Genomic DNA, 16,336 nt, shown 5'->3' on the forward strand with positions numbered 1-16,336 from the left:
TTGATGCATTACTCGCCGATCAATTCGCGAATGCGCTCGCCATATTGTTTGCCGAAGGCCACGTGCTCGGGATTGATCTGCTTCACTTCATCGACAAGCTGATCTTCTTCCTCGGCATCAGCCGCCGCAAGTGCGCTCATCATGGCGAAATAGCCAAGAAGATAATCGCGCGGCTCGATATTCTCAGCCTTCATCACAGCAACAACTTGCGGGCGCGATTCAATGCTCTTCACCATGGAATCCATGGAAGGCTGCGCATCTTGCCCTTCTTCGGCAGTAGGTGAGAGCTGCATGTCTTCAAGCTTGTTATGGATCTTTTCCATCCGCGCGAGAAGGTCTTCGGTCAGCTTGAAATTGTTGATGTCAGCAGGCGTTTGCGGCGGTGTTGCGATTGCCAGTATATCTTCCGCAACGGCCACTTTCACAGACTGCGGCAGGATCATAAGCGATAAGCCGAAGAGGGCTGCAGCATGGAGGCTTTTAAAGTGGGAAAAGTTCTTCATGATAACATCCTAAAATAGATCTTTACGCTTACGGATTTCTGCAAAAACCGCTTCATCGGTAGCTTCCTGCATACCAAGACGTGAGCGGATATAGCCGTCGTGCCAGCGCAGGAATGGATTTGTTGCCATTTCGAGCGCTATGCTGGAAGGCAGGGTCATCTTATCTGCCGCACGCAACCGCGCAATACCCTGTGCCCGCTCTTTGAGCGCTGAATTATCCGGGTCGATAGTCAATGCAAAGCGAGCATTGCTTTCGGTATATTCATGGCCGCAATAAACCGCCGTGTCACCGGGCAGAGCGACGAGCTTTTGCAACGACCGGAACATGGTTGCAGGCGTCCCTTCGAACAACCGTCCGCAGCCCAGCGCAAAAAGCGTGTCGCCAGTGAACACTACTTTCGCTTCCGGCAGATAGAATGAAATCTCACCGGACGTATGTCCGGGTGTCGAAATAACCTGAACCTTGAACAGACCGAAGGTAAATTCATCCCCATCCGCAACGGTGCGATCAATGCCGGGGATTTTGCTTTCCTCGGCCTTCGGACCAATGATGCTGACGCCGAATTTGGCTTTCAGCTGCTCATTGCCTTCGACATGGTCGAGGTGGTGGTGGGTCGTGAAGATGAAGTCCAGCGCCCAGCCACGGCGCTTAAGCGCCGCTTCGATGGCATTTGCGTCGGGCGCATCGATCGCCGCCGTCAGGGCGCTTTCAGGATCATGAATGAGAACGCCATAATTATCGCTACGGCAGATGAATTGCTCGATATCGAGCCTTTTGTCGATCTGGGGCATGGCGTCCTCCATTTTCATGCATTTGTTATTCGGCTTGCGCCCTAACCTTGCTTATTCGCCTCAGGCAAAGTGTGCTTCTGGATAAGCGGCATTTGTGAAAGCGTGAAGACAATGGTGATCGGCATGATGCCCCAGACCTTGAAGGAAACCCAGGCATCAGTTGAAAAATTCCGCCAGACAAGCTCATTCACAATCGCGAGGAAAACAAAGAACAGCCCCCAGCGGAAGGTGAGTTTGCGCCAGCCCTCGGCGTCCAGCTTGAAAGCAGAATCAAACACATAACCGAGCAGGGATTTGCCAAACAAAAGCCCACCCAGGAGGATCGCGCCAAACAGCGTGTTGACGATGGTCGGCTTCATCTTGATGAAGGTATCGTTGTGCAGCCAGAGTGTCAGCGCACCAAACACCAGAACCACGATGCCTGAAATGAGCGGCATCATCGGCAATGTGCGCGTCATCGACCATGACACAGCAAGTGCTATGACAGTTGCCACCATGAAAAGTGCGGTTGCGAGAAAGATCGGTTCACCGATCTGACCGAGCAAGGGAAAGCGCTCAATCAGGCTTTCGCCGCGTGCATTGGCGAAAAAGAACACCAGAAGCGGTCCAAGTTCCAATGCAAGCTTGAGCAGCGGCGGAACTTCCTTGCGTTCGGCTTCTGTCTTTTCCGACGGGTCGCGTTCGAAAACGGGATGCTGCATCAGGCAACTCCTGCGATGGCGCGGGCAAAATCCTTGGCCGCAAATGGTTCAAGATCGTCGACACCTTCGCCGACACCGATGAAGTAGATCGGTAGCTTATGTTTGGCTGAGATTGCCACCAGAATGCCGCCACGTGCCGTGCCGTCGAGTTTGGTCATGACGAGACCATTGACGCCAGCGATGTTCTTGAAAATCTCGACCTGATTGAGCGCGTTTTGCCCAGTAGTGGCATCAAGCGTCTGCAAAACAGTGTGCGGTGCCTCTGGATCGTGCTTGCCTAAAACGCGGACGATCTTGGCAAGTTCTTCCATCAGCTCGGCCTTGTTCTGCAAGCGGCCAGCAGTGTCGATGATGAGCACGTCGCTGCCCGCATCTTTTGCCTGTTTCCAGGCATCATAGGCGAGACCCGCCGCATCGGCACCGAGTTTGCTTGAGACAACCGGCGAGCCGGTGCGTTCACCCCAGATGTGGAGCTGTTCAATTGCAGCGGCGCGGAATGTGTCGCCTGCTGCCAGCATGACCTTGAGGCCACCTGCGGTAAGTTTTGCCGCCAGCTTGCCAATGGTCGTGGTCTTGCCGGTGCCGTTAACGCCGACAACCAGAATGACATGCGGCTTGTGCGAAAGATCAAGTTCCAGCGGTTTGGCAACAGGGCCCAGCACCTTCTCGATTTCCGCACCCATGATGTTGCGGACTTCTTCGCCGGTCACATCCTTGCCGTAACGACCCGATGATAGCGCGTCCGTCACGCGCATTGCTGTTTCAAGTCCGAGATCGGCCTGAATGAGAACGTCTTCTAGGTCCTGCAACGTGTCTTCATCAAGTTTGCGCTTGGTGAAAATGCTGCCGATGGAATCGCTCAGCGAATTCGATGAACGCAACAATCCGCGACGCAGACGCTCAAACCACGACAGCTTTGGCTCTGGAGCAGCTTCGACCGGCGTTTCGTCCTGATGTTCTTCAACAGCCTTTGCAACCTTGACCTTTTTAGGTTTCACCGGCTCAGGTTGAGGTGCAGGTTCGACCACTTCCTCGACAATCGGCGTCTCGATAAATTCCGGAACGTCTGCGATTTCGGGCTGTTTCAGCTCAACGACAGGTTCTGGCTCAGGTTCAACAACCGGCTCGATCGCTGGCACTTCAACGACGACGGGTTCGATTGCCCCAAGCTCCATCACTGGAGGCTCCATAACAGGCGGCTGTTCGATAGGAATTTCGATCTCGGCAACCGGATGTTCCGGCTCAGCCTTTTCTTCTTCCACCGTTTGAGCCGCAGGTTCTTCAGCCGGCTCGGGCTCGGCTACGACCAAAGGCGTGTCCGGTTCGGAAACCACCACTTCAGCGACAGTGATTTCCGTTTCTTTGGGTGCTTCGACGGCTTCAGGAAGCTGTGCTTCCACTGCAGCTTCAACAGTAGCTTCAGCAGTATCGGGGGCCGATTGTTCGACCGGCTTTTCTTCGACCTCCTTCTTGCCGAAGGAGAACATTTTCTTGATGAAGCCCATTGCCATAAATTTTGATGCCCTGTTTAGCTTTAAGCCGCTTGCGGCTCTGCCTGACGGGTAAGGAGTTTTTCTCCGTCATGACCCGTCACAATTCTATCGATGATTTCGCCGGGATTGCCCTGATCGATCACGGCGAGCGTAAAGCCTTCCGTTCGCGCAATGCCTTCCTTCTCGATCAGCAGGCGCTGGTGAGTGCCGTTGAGAGAAGTGAGATGCTTTTCATAGGCGCGGTCGCCAACGGCACGCAGCCTTGCTGCACGTTCCTTGACGATTTCACGCCGAACCTGTGGCATGCGCGCGGCTGGTGTGCCTTCGCGGGCGCTATAGGGAAAGACGTGCAGATGCGTGAGCCCGCATTCCTCGACGATCTTCATCGAGTTTGCGAACATTTCTTCAGTCTCTGTCGGAAAACCGGCGATAATGTCGGCACCGAACACGATATCGGGACGCAACGCGCGTACATCCTCACAGAAGCGAATGGAGTCATCACGCAAATGGCGGCGCTTCATGCGCTTGAGGATCATGTCGTCGCCTGCCTGAAGCGACAGATGCAGATGCGGCATCAGGCGTTTTTCATTGGCGATGGCGTCCATAAGATCATCATCAGCTTCGATGGAATCAATGGATGAAAGACGCAGACGCTGCAAACCTGGCACCTGCGTCAGAACCGTCTTCACCAGTTTGCCGAGACGAAGACTTCCCGGCAGATCAGGACCGTAAGAGGTCATGTCCACACCGGTCAAAACCACTTCGGCATAACCGTTATCGACGAGGCGTTTGACCTGATCGATGACACCGCCCATCGGCACGGAACGCGAATTGCCACGACCATAAGGAATAATGCAGAAGGTGCAGCGGTGATCGCAGCCGTTCTGTACCTGCACGAAAGCGCGCGCACGGCCTTCGATGGCATCAACCATGTGGCTTGCAGTTTCGCGCACTTCCATGATGTCATTGACGCGAACCTTCTCGAACTGGTTCACGCCGAAATCAGGCAGCATGCGGTAGGAATTGGACTTGAGCTTTTCCTCGTTGCCCAGAATGAGGTCGACTTCATCCATCGCTTCGAATTTGGCCGATTCAGTCTGCGCAGCACAACCGGTGACAATAATGCGCGCTTCCGGGTTGTCTCGACGCGCCTTGCGGATTGCCTGGCGCGCCTGACGCACGGCTTCCGATGTCACCGCGCAGGTGTTGAAAATGATCGCGCCGTCTTTCAGCTCGCCCAGACCTGCGGCATCTGCTTCGCGCTTCATCACCTCGGATTCATAGGTGTTGAGACGACATCCAAAGGTTACGACTTCCACGCTCATCAGGCAGCTCCCCGGTCTTGATTGGGGGCGTACTCCCATTCGCCGGTTGCAGGATCAAATGTGCCGTCGAACTCCCATTCGGCAGGGCCGGTCATCATGACGTGATCATCCTCGCGCCATTCGATTTTAAGCGGACCGCCGGGGACGTTCACTGTGACGCTGCGCTCTGTGCGTCCGGTTCGTGCGCCTGAAACGGCGGCAGCACAAGCGGCTGAACCGCAGGCAAGGGTGAGACCCGCACCGCGTTCCCATGTGCGCAGATTGATGCTTTCACGTGATGTCACTTGAGCGATGGAAATATTGGCGCGTTCCGGGAAAATCGGGTCATGTTCCAACCCTGGCCCATATTGATCGAGCGCATAGGACCAGACATCGTTTTCGACCCAGAAGATCGCGTGCGGATTGCCCATGGAGGCAATCGACGGCGCTTGAAGAACAGGCGCATCGGCAGGGCCAGCAGACAGATCAATGGCGCGGGTGTCGTCCACTTCATGGGCGAGGGGGATTGCTTGCCAGCCAAAATGAGGCTTGCCCATATCGACCGTGATCAGCCCGTCTTCGTCCTCATTGGCGGTCAGGATGCCAGCCAGTGTCTGGAAAATGTAATCCTGTTTTCCGCTTTCATTAGAAAGCCACTGCACAACGCAGCGTGTTCCGTTACCGCAAGCCTGCGCCTGTGTGCCATCGCAATTGATGATCTCGATATAATGATCGGTGCCAGGCGTCTTGGGGGCATGTATGGCCATGATCTGATCAAATGAGGTTGCCTCATCTCCGGCCAAACGGATGGCAGCGGTCGGAGCGATACGATCGCTACGTCCGCGCATATCGGCAACAATGATCTTGTTGCCCAGTCCGTTCATTTTGGAGAAGACTGCCTTGCTCATTGCTGGTTCCGGGTCCCGTTCATCTGGCCGTTCATGTTGGAAAGGCTCTATATGGCGGAAAAGCCCACAAATTGCCAGTACCGGCGCGCTTTTGGCCGCACCGGTATCGGTTCATCATCTTTATGGATCGCAGATTACTCAGAAACTGTGTCCTTCCTGCGCCATTCTGAAAATTTCTAAGCTATTTCAAGCGTTCTTGATGCCATCTCACCCACATTTGCGCCATTGCACAGTTGATTTTTTAACCATATCGCCATTTTATCGGTGCAATATTGTTTTTAGGTCGAGTCTTCATGCTCGATGGTGCGAGGGGCACTCCCCCAATTAGTCAGGCCCCAGATCAAGCCCCAGATCACGCCCCAAGTACACGAAGGAATTGGAGAACCAGATGGGAATTTCAAAAGCAAGTTTGCTCAGCATTGCTGCAGCGGGCGTCATTTTGGCCGGTTGCCAAAGCTCCCGAGTTGGAGGCTTTGACAACAATGCATCGCCGCCGCCGCCAGCACCACTGAGATCTGCTCCCGTCAGTTCCGTACAGTCTGGTAATCTCAACGCTCCAAATTCCTTCCCAACCGCGCCGACGACCAGCACTGCTCCACAGGACGGGAATACGCAGGTTGCAAGCCTTCCACCCGAATCAGCACCTGATCTGACACCGGGTACGGTCGCAGGTGTTTGGAATGCATCGCTTGCCGGTCAGAACTGTAAGATCGCAACGCCGCAGACCAAGTATGGTCAGGGTTTCCGCGCGGGTCCGCTGCGCTGCCCGGGCGAACTTGGAAGCCTTGCTTCGTGGTCGGTCAGCGGCAAGCAGCTTTCGCTCTATGATGCGAATGGCGGAACAGTCGCGACGCTCTATTCCTCGGGTCAGGGCCGTTTCGATGGTCAGACCACAGGCGGTCAGGCAGTTTCGCTGTCGCGCTGATAAGTCATTAACGTTTAAAACAGGCGGAGCAGTCGCAAGACGCTCCGCCGTTTTTGCAATTAGAGCGTTTCCATTTTTGACGGAATTGGAAGAAATGCTCTAGTGGTTTGTTTTCAAGCATGTCTTTGTCCCCAAACCGGTTCCCGCTTTTGGGAGGCATGCTCTAAGCGGTGAACGGAAGCAATCATGTCTTTCGACGGTAATCTGAAAGCGTTTCCTTCGGTCAGCGAGCATTATGATGCGCTGGTGAGGGCAGGCGAAGTTGAAGTCGATCCAGCGCAGCTTGAGCTCACCAAACGCTATGATCGCCTGATCGAAGAAGTTTGCACCAAGCGTCTGTCACGCAAATCAAGCGCCCTTGGCTGGCTGTTCGGCAAGCGCAAGGAAGTCGCAATCGTCAAGGGACTTTACGTGCACGGCGAAGTCGGGCGCGGCAAGACCATGCTGATGGACATGTTCTTTCAGCTTCTGCCAGTTGAACGCAAACGCCGTGCGCATTTCAATGATTTCATGGCTGATGCACATGAGCGCATCAACGCCCACCGTCAAGCCTTGAAACGGGGTGAAACCAAGCAGGAAGACCCGATCCCGCCAGTCGCAGAAGCGCTGGCCGAGCAGGCATGGGTGCTTTGCTTTGATGAGTTTACCGTGACTGATATTGCCGATGCGATGATCCTGTCGCGTCTGTTCAGCGCCTTGTTCGCTCGCGGCGTGGTACTGATCGCGACATCCAATGTTGCGCCCGACAATCTCTACCGCGACGGGTTAAACCGCCAGCTCTTCCTGCCATTCGTCAATATCCTCAAGCAGCATGTCGATGTGATCAATCTCGATTCGCGCACCGATTACCGTCTGGAAAAACTTGATCGCCAGCCGGTTTATCTGACGCCGCTCGGTTCGGAGACGACCAAACGCATGGATGCCGCATGGACTGCCCATAAAAATGGTGCGGAAGAAAAGCCGGATGAGATCCACATCAAAGGGCGCGACATTCCCGTGCGCCATGCAGTGGCAGGAGCGGCACGGTTCACTTTCAATGAGCTTTGCGCGCAGCCGCTTGCTGCATCCGATTATATTGCTATCGTCACACGATATCAGACGTTGTTTATCGATGATGTGCCGATACTCGATTATTCACGCCGCAATGAGGCCAAACGCTTTATTCTGCTGATCGACGTGCTTTATGATCATCATGCGCGGTTATTCATCTCTGCCGAAGCGCAGCCTGAAAAGCTTTATGAAGCAAGACAAGGCGTGGAAGCCTTCGAATTTGACCGCACAGCTTCGCGCCTGTTTGAAATGCAGAGCGCTGAATATCTCGATGCATTTTCCGAGAAAGCAGAAAGCTGAGACAGGGCTTATACACTTTCCTTCGCGTATCATTGAACTGCCACAGACTCGACTTATAGGAACTACGGGCTATGTTGCTCTGGCAGGAGCTTGGGTTGAATGCGGTTGTTTCCTAATCGTGTGTCCTTGCCTGTAAAACTAATCTGCGGCCCGGCTGACGCATTATGAGCAATGCGAAACAGCCGGACGACGGCAGCGAATTGCCTTGAATTTGCCAGAATATCTTACGTTTACGTAAGAACATATAATTCTAAACGATTGAAAACATTAGTCGCAAAATAATGAGTTGAGTTTTTTTGCAAAGAGTCCTATCGAACCCTCGCAGCGCAGACGCGTTTTCCGGGAGGAAACCGGATAGCTTCATGCGTTTCTGGATCAAACTTGAGGAAAGAAACAATCATGGCACGCAACAAGATTGCCCTCATCGGCTCCGGCATGATCGGCGGCACGCTCGCTCATCTTGCTGGTCTGAAGGAACTCGGCGACGTCGTCCTTTTCGACATTGCGGAAGGCACTCCGCAGGGTAAGGGACTGGATATTGCAGAATCTTCACCGGTTGACGGTTTTGATGCGAAGTTCACCGGTGCAAACGACTATGCCGCAATCGAAGGCGCAGACGTTGTCATCGTTACCGCAGGCGTGCCGCGTAAGCCGGGCATGAGCCGCGATGATCTTCTGGGTATCAACCTGAAGGTCATGGAACAGGTCGGCGCAGGCATCAAGAAATATGCTCCTGAAGCTTTCGTCATCTGCATCACCAACCCGCTCGATGCGATGGTCTGGGCTTTGCAGAAGTTCTCCGGTCTGCCAGCACACAAGGTTGTCGGCATGGCTGGCGTTTTGGACAGCGCCCGTTTCCGCTACTTCCTGTCAGAAGAATTCAACGTGTCGGTCGAAGACGTCACTGCATTCGTGCTTGGTGGCCACGGCGACAGCATGGTTCCGCTCGCTCGTTACTCGACTGTTGCCGGTATCCCGCTGCCAGACCTCGTCAAGATGGGCTGGACCAGCCAGGAAAAGCTCGACAAGATCATTCAGCGCACCCGCGATGGCGGCGCAGAAATTGTCGGCCTGCTCAAGACCGGCTCGGCTTTCTACGCACCGGCAGCGTCCGCCATTCAGATGGCTGAATCCTACCTCAAGGACAAGAAGCGCGTTCTGCCTGTCGCAGCACAGCTTTCCGGTCAGTATGGCGTCAAGGACATGTATGTCGGCGTTCCAACCGTGATCGGTGCCAATGGCGTTGAACGTATTATCGAGATCGATCTCGATAAGGACGAAAAGGCCGAGTTCGAAAAGTCGGTCGCATCTGTTGCCGGTCTTTGCGAGGCCTGCATCGGCATTGCTCCGTCACTGAAATAAGTTCCAGACAAGGCCGGATCGCTGCGAGATACGCAGTCCCGGCCTTTTCCGGCTGTCAATTATCGGTCGAAGATTCGGGCCGTACCGGCTCAGTTGAAAGGGCCGGGAATCCGTAGAGGACAACCAGATGAATATTCATGAATACCAGGCCAAGCGCCTGCTTCACACCTTCGGCGCCCCGATCGCCAATGGTGTGGCTGTCTATTCCGTCGAACAGGCGGAAGAATGGGCAAAGACGCTTCCAGGACCGCTTTATGTCGTCAAGAGCCAGATCCACGCTGGTGGCCGCGGCAAGGGCAAGTTCAAGGAACTCGGTCCTGATGCCAAGGGCGGCGTGCGCCTTGCAAAGTCGATCGAAGAAGTGGTTTCCCACGCAAAGGAAATGCTCGGCAACACACTCGTTACCAAGCAGACCGGCGACGCTGGCAAGCAGGTCAACCGTCTTTACATCGAAGATGGTGCAGACATCGAGCGCGAGCTCTATCTCTCGATCCTGATCGACCGCACCGTCGGCCGTCCGGCTTTCGTCGTTTCGACTGAAGGCGGCATGGATATCGAAGCTGTTGCTGAAGAAACCCCTGAGAAGATCATCACGGTCGCAATCGATCCTGCCAAGGGCGTGACCGATGCAGACGCCAACAAGCTCGCCGATGCGCTGAAGCTTGAAGGTGAAGCCCGTGAAGACGGCCTCAAGCTGTTCCCGATCCTCTATAAGGCCTTCACCGAGAAGGACATGAGCCTTCTGGAAATCAACCCGCTGATCGTCATGACCAATGGTCGCGTGCGCGTTCTTGATGCCAAGGTATCGTTCGACGGCAATGCACTGTTCCGTCATCCTGACATTCAGGAACTGCGCGATCTGTCGGAAGAAGACGAAAAAGAAATCGAAGCTTCCAAGCACGATCTCGCTTACGTCGCTCTTGATGGCAACATCGGCTGCATGGTCAATGGCGCAGGCCTTGCCATGGCGACCATGGATATCATCAAGCTCTACGGTGCAGAGCCAGCTAACTTCCTCGACGTTGGTGGCGGCGCTACCAAGGAGAAGGTAACGTCGGCGTTCAAGATCATCACCGCTGATCCGGCTGTCCAGGGCATTCTGGTCAACATCTTCGGTGGCATCATGAAGTGCGACGTGATCGCTGAAGGCGTTATCGCTGCGGTCAAGGAAGTCGGCCTCAAGGTTCCATTGGTTGTCCGTCTTGAAGGCACCAATGTTGAGCTTGGCAAGAAGATCATCAACGAGAGCGGCCTGAATGTTATTTCGGCTGACGATCTCGACGATGCTGCGCAGAAAATCGTCGCTGCAGTGAAGGGAAACTAAGGCATGTCCATTCTCGTTAACAAGGACACCAAGGTTCTCGTACAGGGCCTGACCGGCAAGACCGGCACTTTCCACACCGAACAGGCGCTTGCTTATTATGGCACGCAGATGGTCGGCGGTATCAACCCTAAGAAGGGTGGCGAGACCTGGGAAGGTTCCAAGGGCGAAAAGCTTCCGATTTTCGCAACTGTTGCAGAAGCCAAGGAACGCACAGGTGCAGACGCATCGGTGATCTACGTTCCGCCAGCAGGTGCTGCGGCTGCAATCATCGAAGCGATCGAAGCTGAAGTCAGCTTCATCGTCTGCATCACCGAAGGCATTCCGGTCATGGACATGGTTCGCGTCAAGGAGCGTCTGGAACGCTCGAAGTCGCGCCTGCTCGGACCAAACTGCCCAGGCATCCTGACTCCTGAAGAATGCAAGATCGGCATCATGCCGGGCAATATCTTCAAGAAGGGTTCGGTGGGTGTTGTTTCCCGCTCCGGCACACTTACCTATGAGGCAGTGTTCCAGACCTCGAACGAAGGTCTTGGCCAGACAACCGCTGTCGGTATCGGCGGCGATCCGGTCAAGGGCACTGAGTTCATCGACGTGTTGGAAATGTTCCTCGCCGATGATGAAACCAAGTCGATCGTCATGATCGGTGAAATCGGTGGCTCCGCTGAAGAAGAAGCAGCGCAGTTCCTGAAGGACGAAGCAAAGCACGGTCGCAAGAAGCCAATGGTTGGTTTCATCGCTGGCCGTACAGCTCCTGCCGGACGCACCATGGGCCATGCTGGCGCCGTGATCTCGGGCGGCAAGGGCGGCGCAGAAGACAAGATTGCAGCCATGGAATCGGCTGGCATTCGCGTGTCTCCTTCGCCAGCACAGCTTGGCAAGACGCTGGTCGAAGTCCTCAAGGGCTGAGATCGCATTGCTGATTGAAATGCCCCGGCAGTGGCGAAAGCTGCTGCCGGGTTTAATACAGATACCGGAGACGGCCGGTTTAAGGGCCGATTTAAGAGAATGTCAGGCTTTGGCCATCATTCTTCTGCAGGACCATCATTCTTCTGCAGGAATTGAGTTTTGTGATCGAGTTATGCCGGGGTCTGTTGTGGTTCCTCCCCGGCGGCGTGAGGGATGAAGTTGAGAGAGCTTCCGGCCCGCGCATGATGAGCTACTACAAGGAGACGGAGCGGAGGCTCCGGATTAGGTTATGGCAAGGCAAGAACAAGCCAACGACGTTTTCGCCCTTACCTCGTTCCTCTATGGCGGCAATGCCGATTATATCGAGGAGCTTTACGCCAAGTATGAGGATGATCCCAACTCGGTCGATGCTGAGTGGCGCGATTTCTTCGCGCAGCTGAAAGACGACGCCGATGATGTGCGCAAGAATGCGCAGGGTGCATCCTGGACAAAGCCGAACTGGCCCATTCCTGCGAATGGCGAGCTGGTATCCGCGCTTGATGGCAACTGGGCTGACGTTGAAAAGCACGTTACCGACAAGCTGAAGGGTAAAGCCGGAAAAGGCGATGCCAAAAGTGCGGCAGCTGCTGCCCTGACAGCCGAAGAGATTGCACAGGCTGCACGCGACAGCGTTCGCGCCATCATGATGATCCGCGCCTATCGCATGCGTGGCCATCTGCATGCCAATCTCGATCCGCTCGGTCTTGCTGAAAAGCCAAATGATTTCAGCGAACTCGATCCATCGAGCTATGGGTTTACGCCTGCTGACTACACACGCAAGATCTTCATCGACAACGTACTCGGTCTCGAATATGCGACCGTTCCGCAGATGCTTGAAATCCTCAAGCGCACCTATTGCGGCAATATCGGCGTCGAGTTCATGCATATTTCCGATCCAGTTGAAAAGGCTTGGATTCAGGAACGCATCGAAGGTCCGGACAAAGGCTATGCTTTCACTGCTGAAGGCAAGAAGGCCATTCTGTCGAAGCTGATCGAAGCCGAAGGTTTCGAGCAGTTCATTGACGTGAAGTATAAGGGCACCAAGCGTTTTGGTCTTGATGGCGGTGAATCTCTGATTCCGGCACTGGAACAGATCGTCAAGCGTGGCGGCCAGATGGGCCTCAAGGAAGTCGTGCTCGGCATGGCGCACCGTGGTCGTCTGAACGTGCTTTCCCAGGTTATGGGCAAGCCGCATCGCGCTATCTTCCACGAGTTCAAGGGCGGTTCTTACGCACCGGACGATGTGGAAGGTTCGGGCGACGTGAAGTATCACCTTGGTGCTTCATCGGACCGTGAGTTCGATGGCAACAAGGTTCACCTTTCGCTGACCGCAAATCCGTCGCATCTTGAAATCGTCAACCCGGTTGTCATGGGTAAGGCGCGCGCCAAGCAGGACCTGCTTGTTGGCCGCACCCGCGATGACATGGTGCCATTGAGCGAACGCGCAAAGGTTCTGCCGCTGCTGCTGCACGGTGATGCTGCATTCGCCGGTCAGGGCGTTGTAGCTGAGTGCCTTGGTCTTTCGGGCCTTAAGGGTCACCGCGTCGGCGGTACGCTGCACTTCATCATCAACAACCAGATCGGTTTCACCACCAATCCGGCCTTCTCGCGTTCATCGCCTTATCCATCGGATGTGGCAAAGATGATTGAAGCGCCGATCTTCCACGTCAATGGTGACGATCCGGAAGCTGTGGTTTTTGCAGCTAAGGTTGCAATGGAATTCCGCATGACCTTCCACAAGCCGGTGGTCATCGACATGTTCTGCTACCGTCGCTTCGGCCACAATGAAGGTGACGAACCTTCATTCACCCAGCCGTTGATGTACAAGGAAATCCGCGCTCATAAGACCACTGTTCAGCTCTACAGCGAAAAGCTGCTTGGCGAAGGTCTTGTAACGCAGGCTGACATCGACAAGATGAAGGCGGACTGGCGTGAGCGGCTTGAACAGGAATTTGAAGCTGGTCAGAGCTATAAGCCAAACAAGGCTGACTGGCTGGACGGTGCCTGGGCTGGCCTGCGCACAGCAGACAATGCAGACGAACAGCGCCGCGGCAAGACCGGTGTACCGATCAAGACGCTCAAGGAAATCGGTAAGAAGCTTGTTGAAGTGCCGAAGGATTTCAACGTCCATCGCACCATCCAGCGCTTCCTTGATAACCGCGCCAAGATGATCGAAACCGGTGAAGGCATCGATTGGGCAACCGCTGAATCGCTGGCGTTTGGTTCGCTGGTTGCTGAAGGCAGCCCGATCCGCCTGTCGGGTCAGGATGTTGAACGCGGCACTTTCTCGCAGCGTCACACGGTTCTCTACGATCAGGAAACCCAGAACCGCTATACGCCCCTGAACAACATTCAGAAGGGGCAGGCGATCTACGAAGCCATCAACTCGATGCTTTCGGAAGAAGCAGTGCTCGGCTACGAATATGGTTATTCGCTGTCCGATCCGCGTGCTCTGGTCCTCTGGGAAGCTCAGTTCGGCGATTTCGCCAACGGTGCACAGGTCGTTTTCGATCAGTTCATCTCGTCGGGTGAGCGCAAGTGGCTTCGTATGTCCGGTCTCGTCTGCCTTCTGCCGCACGGTTTTGAAGGTCAGGGTCCTGAGCATTCCTCGGCACGTCTGGAGCGCTGGTTGCAGATGTGTGCGGAAGATAACATGCAGGTCGCCAACGTTACGACGCCGGCTAACTACTTCCACATTCTGCGCCGTCAGATGAAGCGTGACTTCCGTAAGCCGCTCATCATGATGACGCCGAAGTCGCTGCTGCGCCACAAGCGTGCTGTTTCGACCCTCAACGAACTGTCGGGCGATTCTTCGTTCCACCGTCTGCTTTGGGATGATGCCCAGTACAACAAGGGCGATGGCATCAAGCTTCAGAAGGATGCCAAGATCCGTCGCGTCGTTCTGTGCTCGGGCAAGGTCTATTACGATCTGTATGAAGAGCGCGAAAAGCGTGGCATCGATGATGTCTACCTGCTGCGTGTGGAACAGCTTTATCCGTTCCCGGCTAAGGCGCTCATCAATGAGCTCTCGCGCTTCCGTCATGCGGAAATCGTCTGGTGTCAGGAAGAACCAAAGAACATGGGTGCGTGGTCGTTCATCGATCCGTATCTGGAATGGGTTCTTGCACATATCGACGCCAAGCATCAGCGCGTTCGCTACACCGGTCGTCCGGCAGCAGCTTCGCCTGCGACGGGTCTGATGTCGAAGCATCTTGCACAGCTCGAGGCTTTCCTCGAGGATGCGCTTGGAAACTAATTTAATTTTCGGCTTGGAGCGGTTTGGAAAAATCGCTTCCAGCTTGAATTGAACGTAAAATCTAAAGATCGAAGATCACGGAAGAAGAAACCATGGCCACCGAAATTCGCGTTCCCACGCTTGGGGAGTCCGTTACTGAGGCAACCATCGGAAAGTGGTTCAAGAAGGTTGGCGACGCTATCGCTGCTGACGAACCGCTGGTGGAACTGGAAACCGACAAGGTGACGATTGAAGTTCCGGCAGCGGCTGCTGGCGTTCTCGCTGAAATCGTGGCGCAGGAAGGTGACACCGTTGAAGTCAACGCACTGCTCGGCCAGATTTCGGGCGCGGGTTCCGCTCCTGCTCCTAAGAAGGAAGAAGCCAAGCCAGCGGCTGCCGCTCCGACCGCCGCTGCTTCTGCCCCGGCTGCTTCAACCTCGGGACCTGCAATGCAGCCAGCCCCTGCTGCCTCCAAGATCCTTTCTGAAAATGGCCTTTCGGCTGATCAGGTTGAAGGTTCGGGCAAGCGCGGTCAGGTTCTCAAGGGCGATGTTCTTGATGCGATTGCAAAGGGCGTTTCGGCCGCTCCGGCTGCCGCCGCAGCACCTGCTGCTGCCCGTCCGGCATCATCAGCTGGCGACGCCTCGCGCGAAGAACGCGTGAAGATGACCCGCCTGCGTCAGACGATTGCACGTCGTCTGAAAGACGCACAGAACACCGCTGCAATGCTGACGACTTACAACGAAGTCGACATGTCTGCTGTGATGGAACTGCGTTCGCGTTATAAGGACATCTTTGAAAAGAAGCACGGCGTGAAGCTTGGCTTCATGGGTTTCTTCACGAAGGCTGTAACCCATGCGCTCAAGGAAATCCCGGCTGTTAACGCCGAGATCGACGGCACCGACATCATCTACAAGAACTTTGCGCATGTTGGCATGGCTGTCGGCACCGACAAGGGTCTTGTTGTTCCTGTCATCCGTGATGCAGATCAGCTTTCGATCGCTGGCGTTGAAAAAGAACTGGGACGTCTTGCCAAGGCAGCACGCGACGGTTCGCTTTCGGTTGGCGACATGCAGGGCGGCACCTTCACCATCACCAATGGTGGTGTTTACGGCTCGCTGATGTCCTCGCCGATCCTCAATGCGCCGCAGTCGGGTATTCTCGGTATGCACAAGATCCAGGATCGCCCGGTTGTTGTTGGCGGTCAGATCGTTATCCGTCCGATGATGTATCTGGCACTGAGCTACGATCACCGCATCGTTGACGGCAAGGAAGCCGTAACCTTCCTCGTCCGCGTCAAGGAAAGCCTGGAAGATCCGGAACGTCTCGTTCTCGACCTGTAAGATGCGATACCCCTGAAGGCACGGCTTTCAGGGGACGCGTACAACGGTTTCAGTTACGACTGAATCGTTGGAGCCGCTGTAACTATTTGTTTTTGCGCATTATCCAACGCCAAACGGCTTCGCAGTTTTTGGTTCAAATGCTTTAACAAGG

13 protein-coding genes are annotated in these 16,336 nt (G+C 54.9%); 7 read left to right on the top strand and 6 right to left on the bottom strand.

The features are described from left to right. Positions 1–8: 8 nt before the first annotated feature. Genes QBD00_RS06165 through dapF form a run of 6 tightly spaced genes read right to left on the bottom strand, consistent with a single transcriptional unit; the run spans position 9 to position 5,701 of the window. Complete coding sequence (locus QBD00_RS06165; RefSeq protein WP_095447636.1) at positions 9–503, bottom strand: hypothetical protein; 495 nt, start codon at positions 501–503, stop codon at positions 9–11. Between the two features lie 9 nt (positions 504–512). Next, on the bottom strand, positions 513–1,295 hold the full coding sequence (gloB, locus tag QBD00_RS06170) for a hydroxyacylglutathione hydrolase (protein WP_095447635.1): 783 nt from the start codon (positions 1,293–1,295) through the stop codon (positions 513–515). A gap of 41 nt (positions 1,296–1,336) precedes the next feature. Then, positions 1,337–1,996 carry a septation protein A gene (locus QBD00_RS06175; RefSeq protein WP_095447634.1) on the bottom strand — a complete coding sequence of 220 codons (660 nt, stop codon included), beginning with the start codon at positions 1,994–1,996 and terminating at the stop codon, positions 1,337–1,339. Further along, positions 1,996–3,507 carry a signal recognition particle-docking protein FtsY gene (gene ftsY, locus QBD00_RS06180; RefSeq protein WP_318578926.1) on the bottom strand — a complete coding sequence of 504 codons (1,512 nt, stop codon included), beginning with the start codon at positions 3,505–3,507 and terminating at the stop codon, positions 1,996–1,998. The genes QBD00_RS06175 and ftsY overlap by 1 nt, the downstream gene beginning before the upstream one ends. Before the next feature lie 23 nt (positions 3,508–3,530). After that, positions 3,531–4,814, bottom strand: a complete 1,284-nt coding sequence (mtaB, locus tag QBD00_RS06185; RefSeq protein ID WP_264230386.1) for a tRNA (N(6)-L-threonylcarbamoyladenosine(37)-C(2))-methylthiotransferase MtaB — start codon at positions 4,812–4,814, stop codon at positions 3,531–3,533. Next, complete coding sequence (dapF, locus tag QBD00_RS06190; RefSeq protein ID WP_318578927.1) at positions 4,814–5,701, bottom strand: diaminopimelate epimerase; 888 nt, start codon at positions 5,699–5,701, stop codon at positions 4,814–4,816. The genes mtaB and dapF overlap by 1 nt, the downstream gene beginning before the upstream one ends. Before the next feature lie 388 nt (positions 5,702–6,089). Between dapF and QBD00_RS06195 the strand changes: the two genes are divergently transcribed. The 7 genes from QBD00_RS06195 to odhB all read left to right on the top strand — a co-directional run bounded on the left by QBD00_RS06195 (position 6,090) and on the right by odhB (position 16,185). Further along, positions 6,090–6,626 carry a protease inhibitor Inh/omp19 family protein gene (locus QBD00_RS06195; RefSeq protein WP_095447630.1) on the top strand — a complete coding sequence of 179 codons (537 nt, stop codon included), beginning with the start codon at positions 6,090–6,092 and terminating at the stop codon, positions 6,624–6,626. 186 nt (positions 6,627–6,812) lie between these two features. Next, complete coding sequence (zapE, locus tag QBD00_RS06200; protein WP_318578928.1) at positions 6,813–7,976, top strand: cell division protein ZapE; 1,164 nt, start codon at positions 6,813–6,815, stop codon at positions 7,974–7,976. A 399-nt stretch (positions 7,977–8,375) separates the two neighbouring features. Further along, a complete protein-coding gene (mdh, locus tag QBD00_RS06205; RefSeq protein WP_095447628.1) occupies positions 8,376–9,338 on the top strand; it encodes a malate dehydrogenase in 963 nt (320 codons plus the stop codon). A 127-nt stretch (positions 9,339–9,465) separates the two neighbouring features. Beyond that, positions 9,466–10,662, top strand: a complete 1,197-nt coding sequence (gene sucC, locus QBD00_RS06210; RefSeq protein WP_095447627.1) for an ADP-forming succinate--CoA ligase subunit beta — start codon at positions 9,466–9,468, stop codon at positions 10,660–10,662. 3 nt (positions 10,663–10,665) lie between these two features. Beyond that, positions 10,666–11,568, top strand: coding sequence for a succinate--CoA ligase subunit alpha (sucD, locus tag QBD00_RS06215; RefSeq protein ID WP_318578929.1), 903 nt, complete (start codon positions 10,666–10,668; stop codon positions 11,566–11,568). Positions 11,569–11,857: 289 nt separating this feature from the next. Then, positions 11,858–14,863, top strand: a complete 3,006-nt coding sequence (locus tag QBD00_RS06220; protein ID WP_095447625.1) for a 2-oxoglutarate dehydrogenase E1 component — start codon at positions 11,858–11,860, stop codon at positions 14,861–14,863. Between the two features lie 92 nt (positions 14,864–14,955). Continuing rightward, the gene (gene odhB, locus QBD00_RS06225; RefSeq protein ID WP_095447624.1) at positions 14,956–16,185 is read left to right on the top strand and encodes a 2-oxoglutarate dehydrogenase complex dihydrolipoyllysine-residue succinyltransferase; all 1,230 of its coding nucleotides are present in this window, start codon (positions 14,956–14,958) and stop codon (positions 16,183–16,185) included. The last annotated feature ends 151 nt before the right edge of the window (positions 16,186–16,336 follow it).

The sequence above is a fragment of the Ochrobactrum sp. AN78 genome (assembly GCF_029909885.1).
Taxonomy (GTDB): Bacteria; Pseudomonadota; Alphaproteobacteria; order Rhizobiales; family Rhizobiaceae; genus Brucella; species Brucella quorumnocens.

Excerpts from the sequence above, each read along its gene's own strand:
- QBD00_RS06165 (WP_095447636.1), bottom strand. The coding sequence starts at position 503 with ATGAAGAACTTTTCCCACTTTAAAAGCCTCCATGCTGCAGCCCTCTTC.
- gloB (WP_095447635.1), bottom strand. The coding sequence starts at position 1,295 with ATGCCCCAGATCGACAAAAGGCTCGATATCGAGCAATTCATCTGCCGT.
- QBD00_RS06175 (WP_095447634.1), bottom strand. The coding sequence starts at position 1,996 with ATGCAGCATCCCGTTTTCGAACGCGACCCGTCGGAAAAGACAGAAGCC.
- ftsY (WP_318578926.1), bottom strand. The coding sequence starts at position 3,507 with ATGGCAATGGGCTTCATCAAGAAAATGTTCTCCTTCGGCAAGAAGGAG.
- mtaB (WP_264230386.1), bottom strand. The coding sequence starts at position 4,814 with ATGAGCGTGGAAGTCGTAACCTTTGGATGTCGTCTCAACACCTATGAA.
- dapF (WP_318578927.1), bottom strand. The coding sequence starts at position 5,701 with ATGAGCAAGGCAGTCTTCTCCAAAATGAACGGACTGGGCAACAAGATC.
- QBD00_RS06195 (WP_095447630.1), top strand. The coding sequence starts at position 6,090 with ATGGGAATTTCAAAAGCAAGTTTGCTCAGCATTGCTGCAGCGGGCGTC.
- zapE (WP_318578928.1), top strand. The coding sequence starts at position 6,813 with ATGTCTTTCGACGGTAATCTGAAAGCGTTTCCTTCGGTCAGCGAGCAT.
- mdh (WP_095447628.1), top strand. The coding sequence starts at position 8,376 with ATGGCACGCAACAAGATTGCCCTCATCGGCTCCGGCATGATCGGCGGC.
- sucC (WP_095447627.1), top strand. The coding sequence starts at position 9,466 with ATGAATATTCATGAATACCAGGCCAAGCGCCTGCTTCACACCTTCGGC.
- sucD (WP_318578929.1), top strand. The coding sequence starts at position 10,666 with ATGTCCATTCTCGTTAACAAGGACACCAAGGTTCTCGTACAGGGCCTG.
- QBD00_RS06220 (WP_095447625.1), top strand. The coding sequence starts at position 11,858 with ATGGCAAGGCAAGAACAAGCCAACGACGTTTTCGCCCTTACCTCGTTC.
- odhB (WP_095447624.1), top strand. The coding sequence starts at position 14,956 with ATGGCCACCGAAATTCGCGTTCCCACGCTTGGGGAGTCCGTTACTGAG.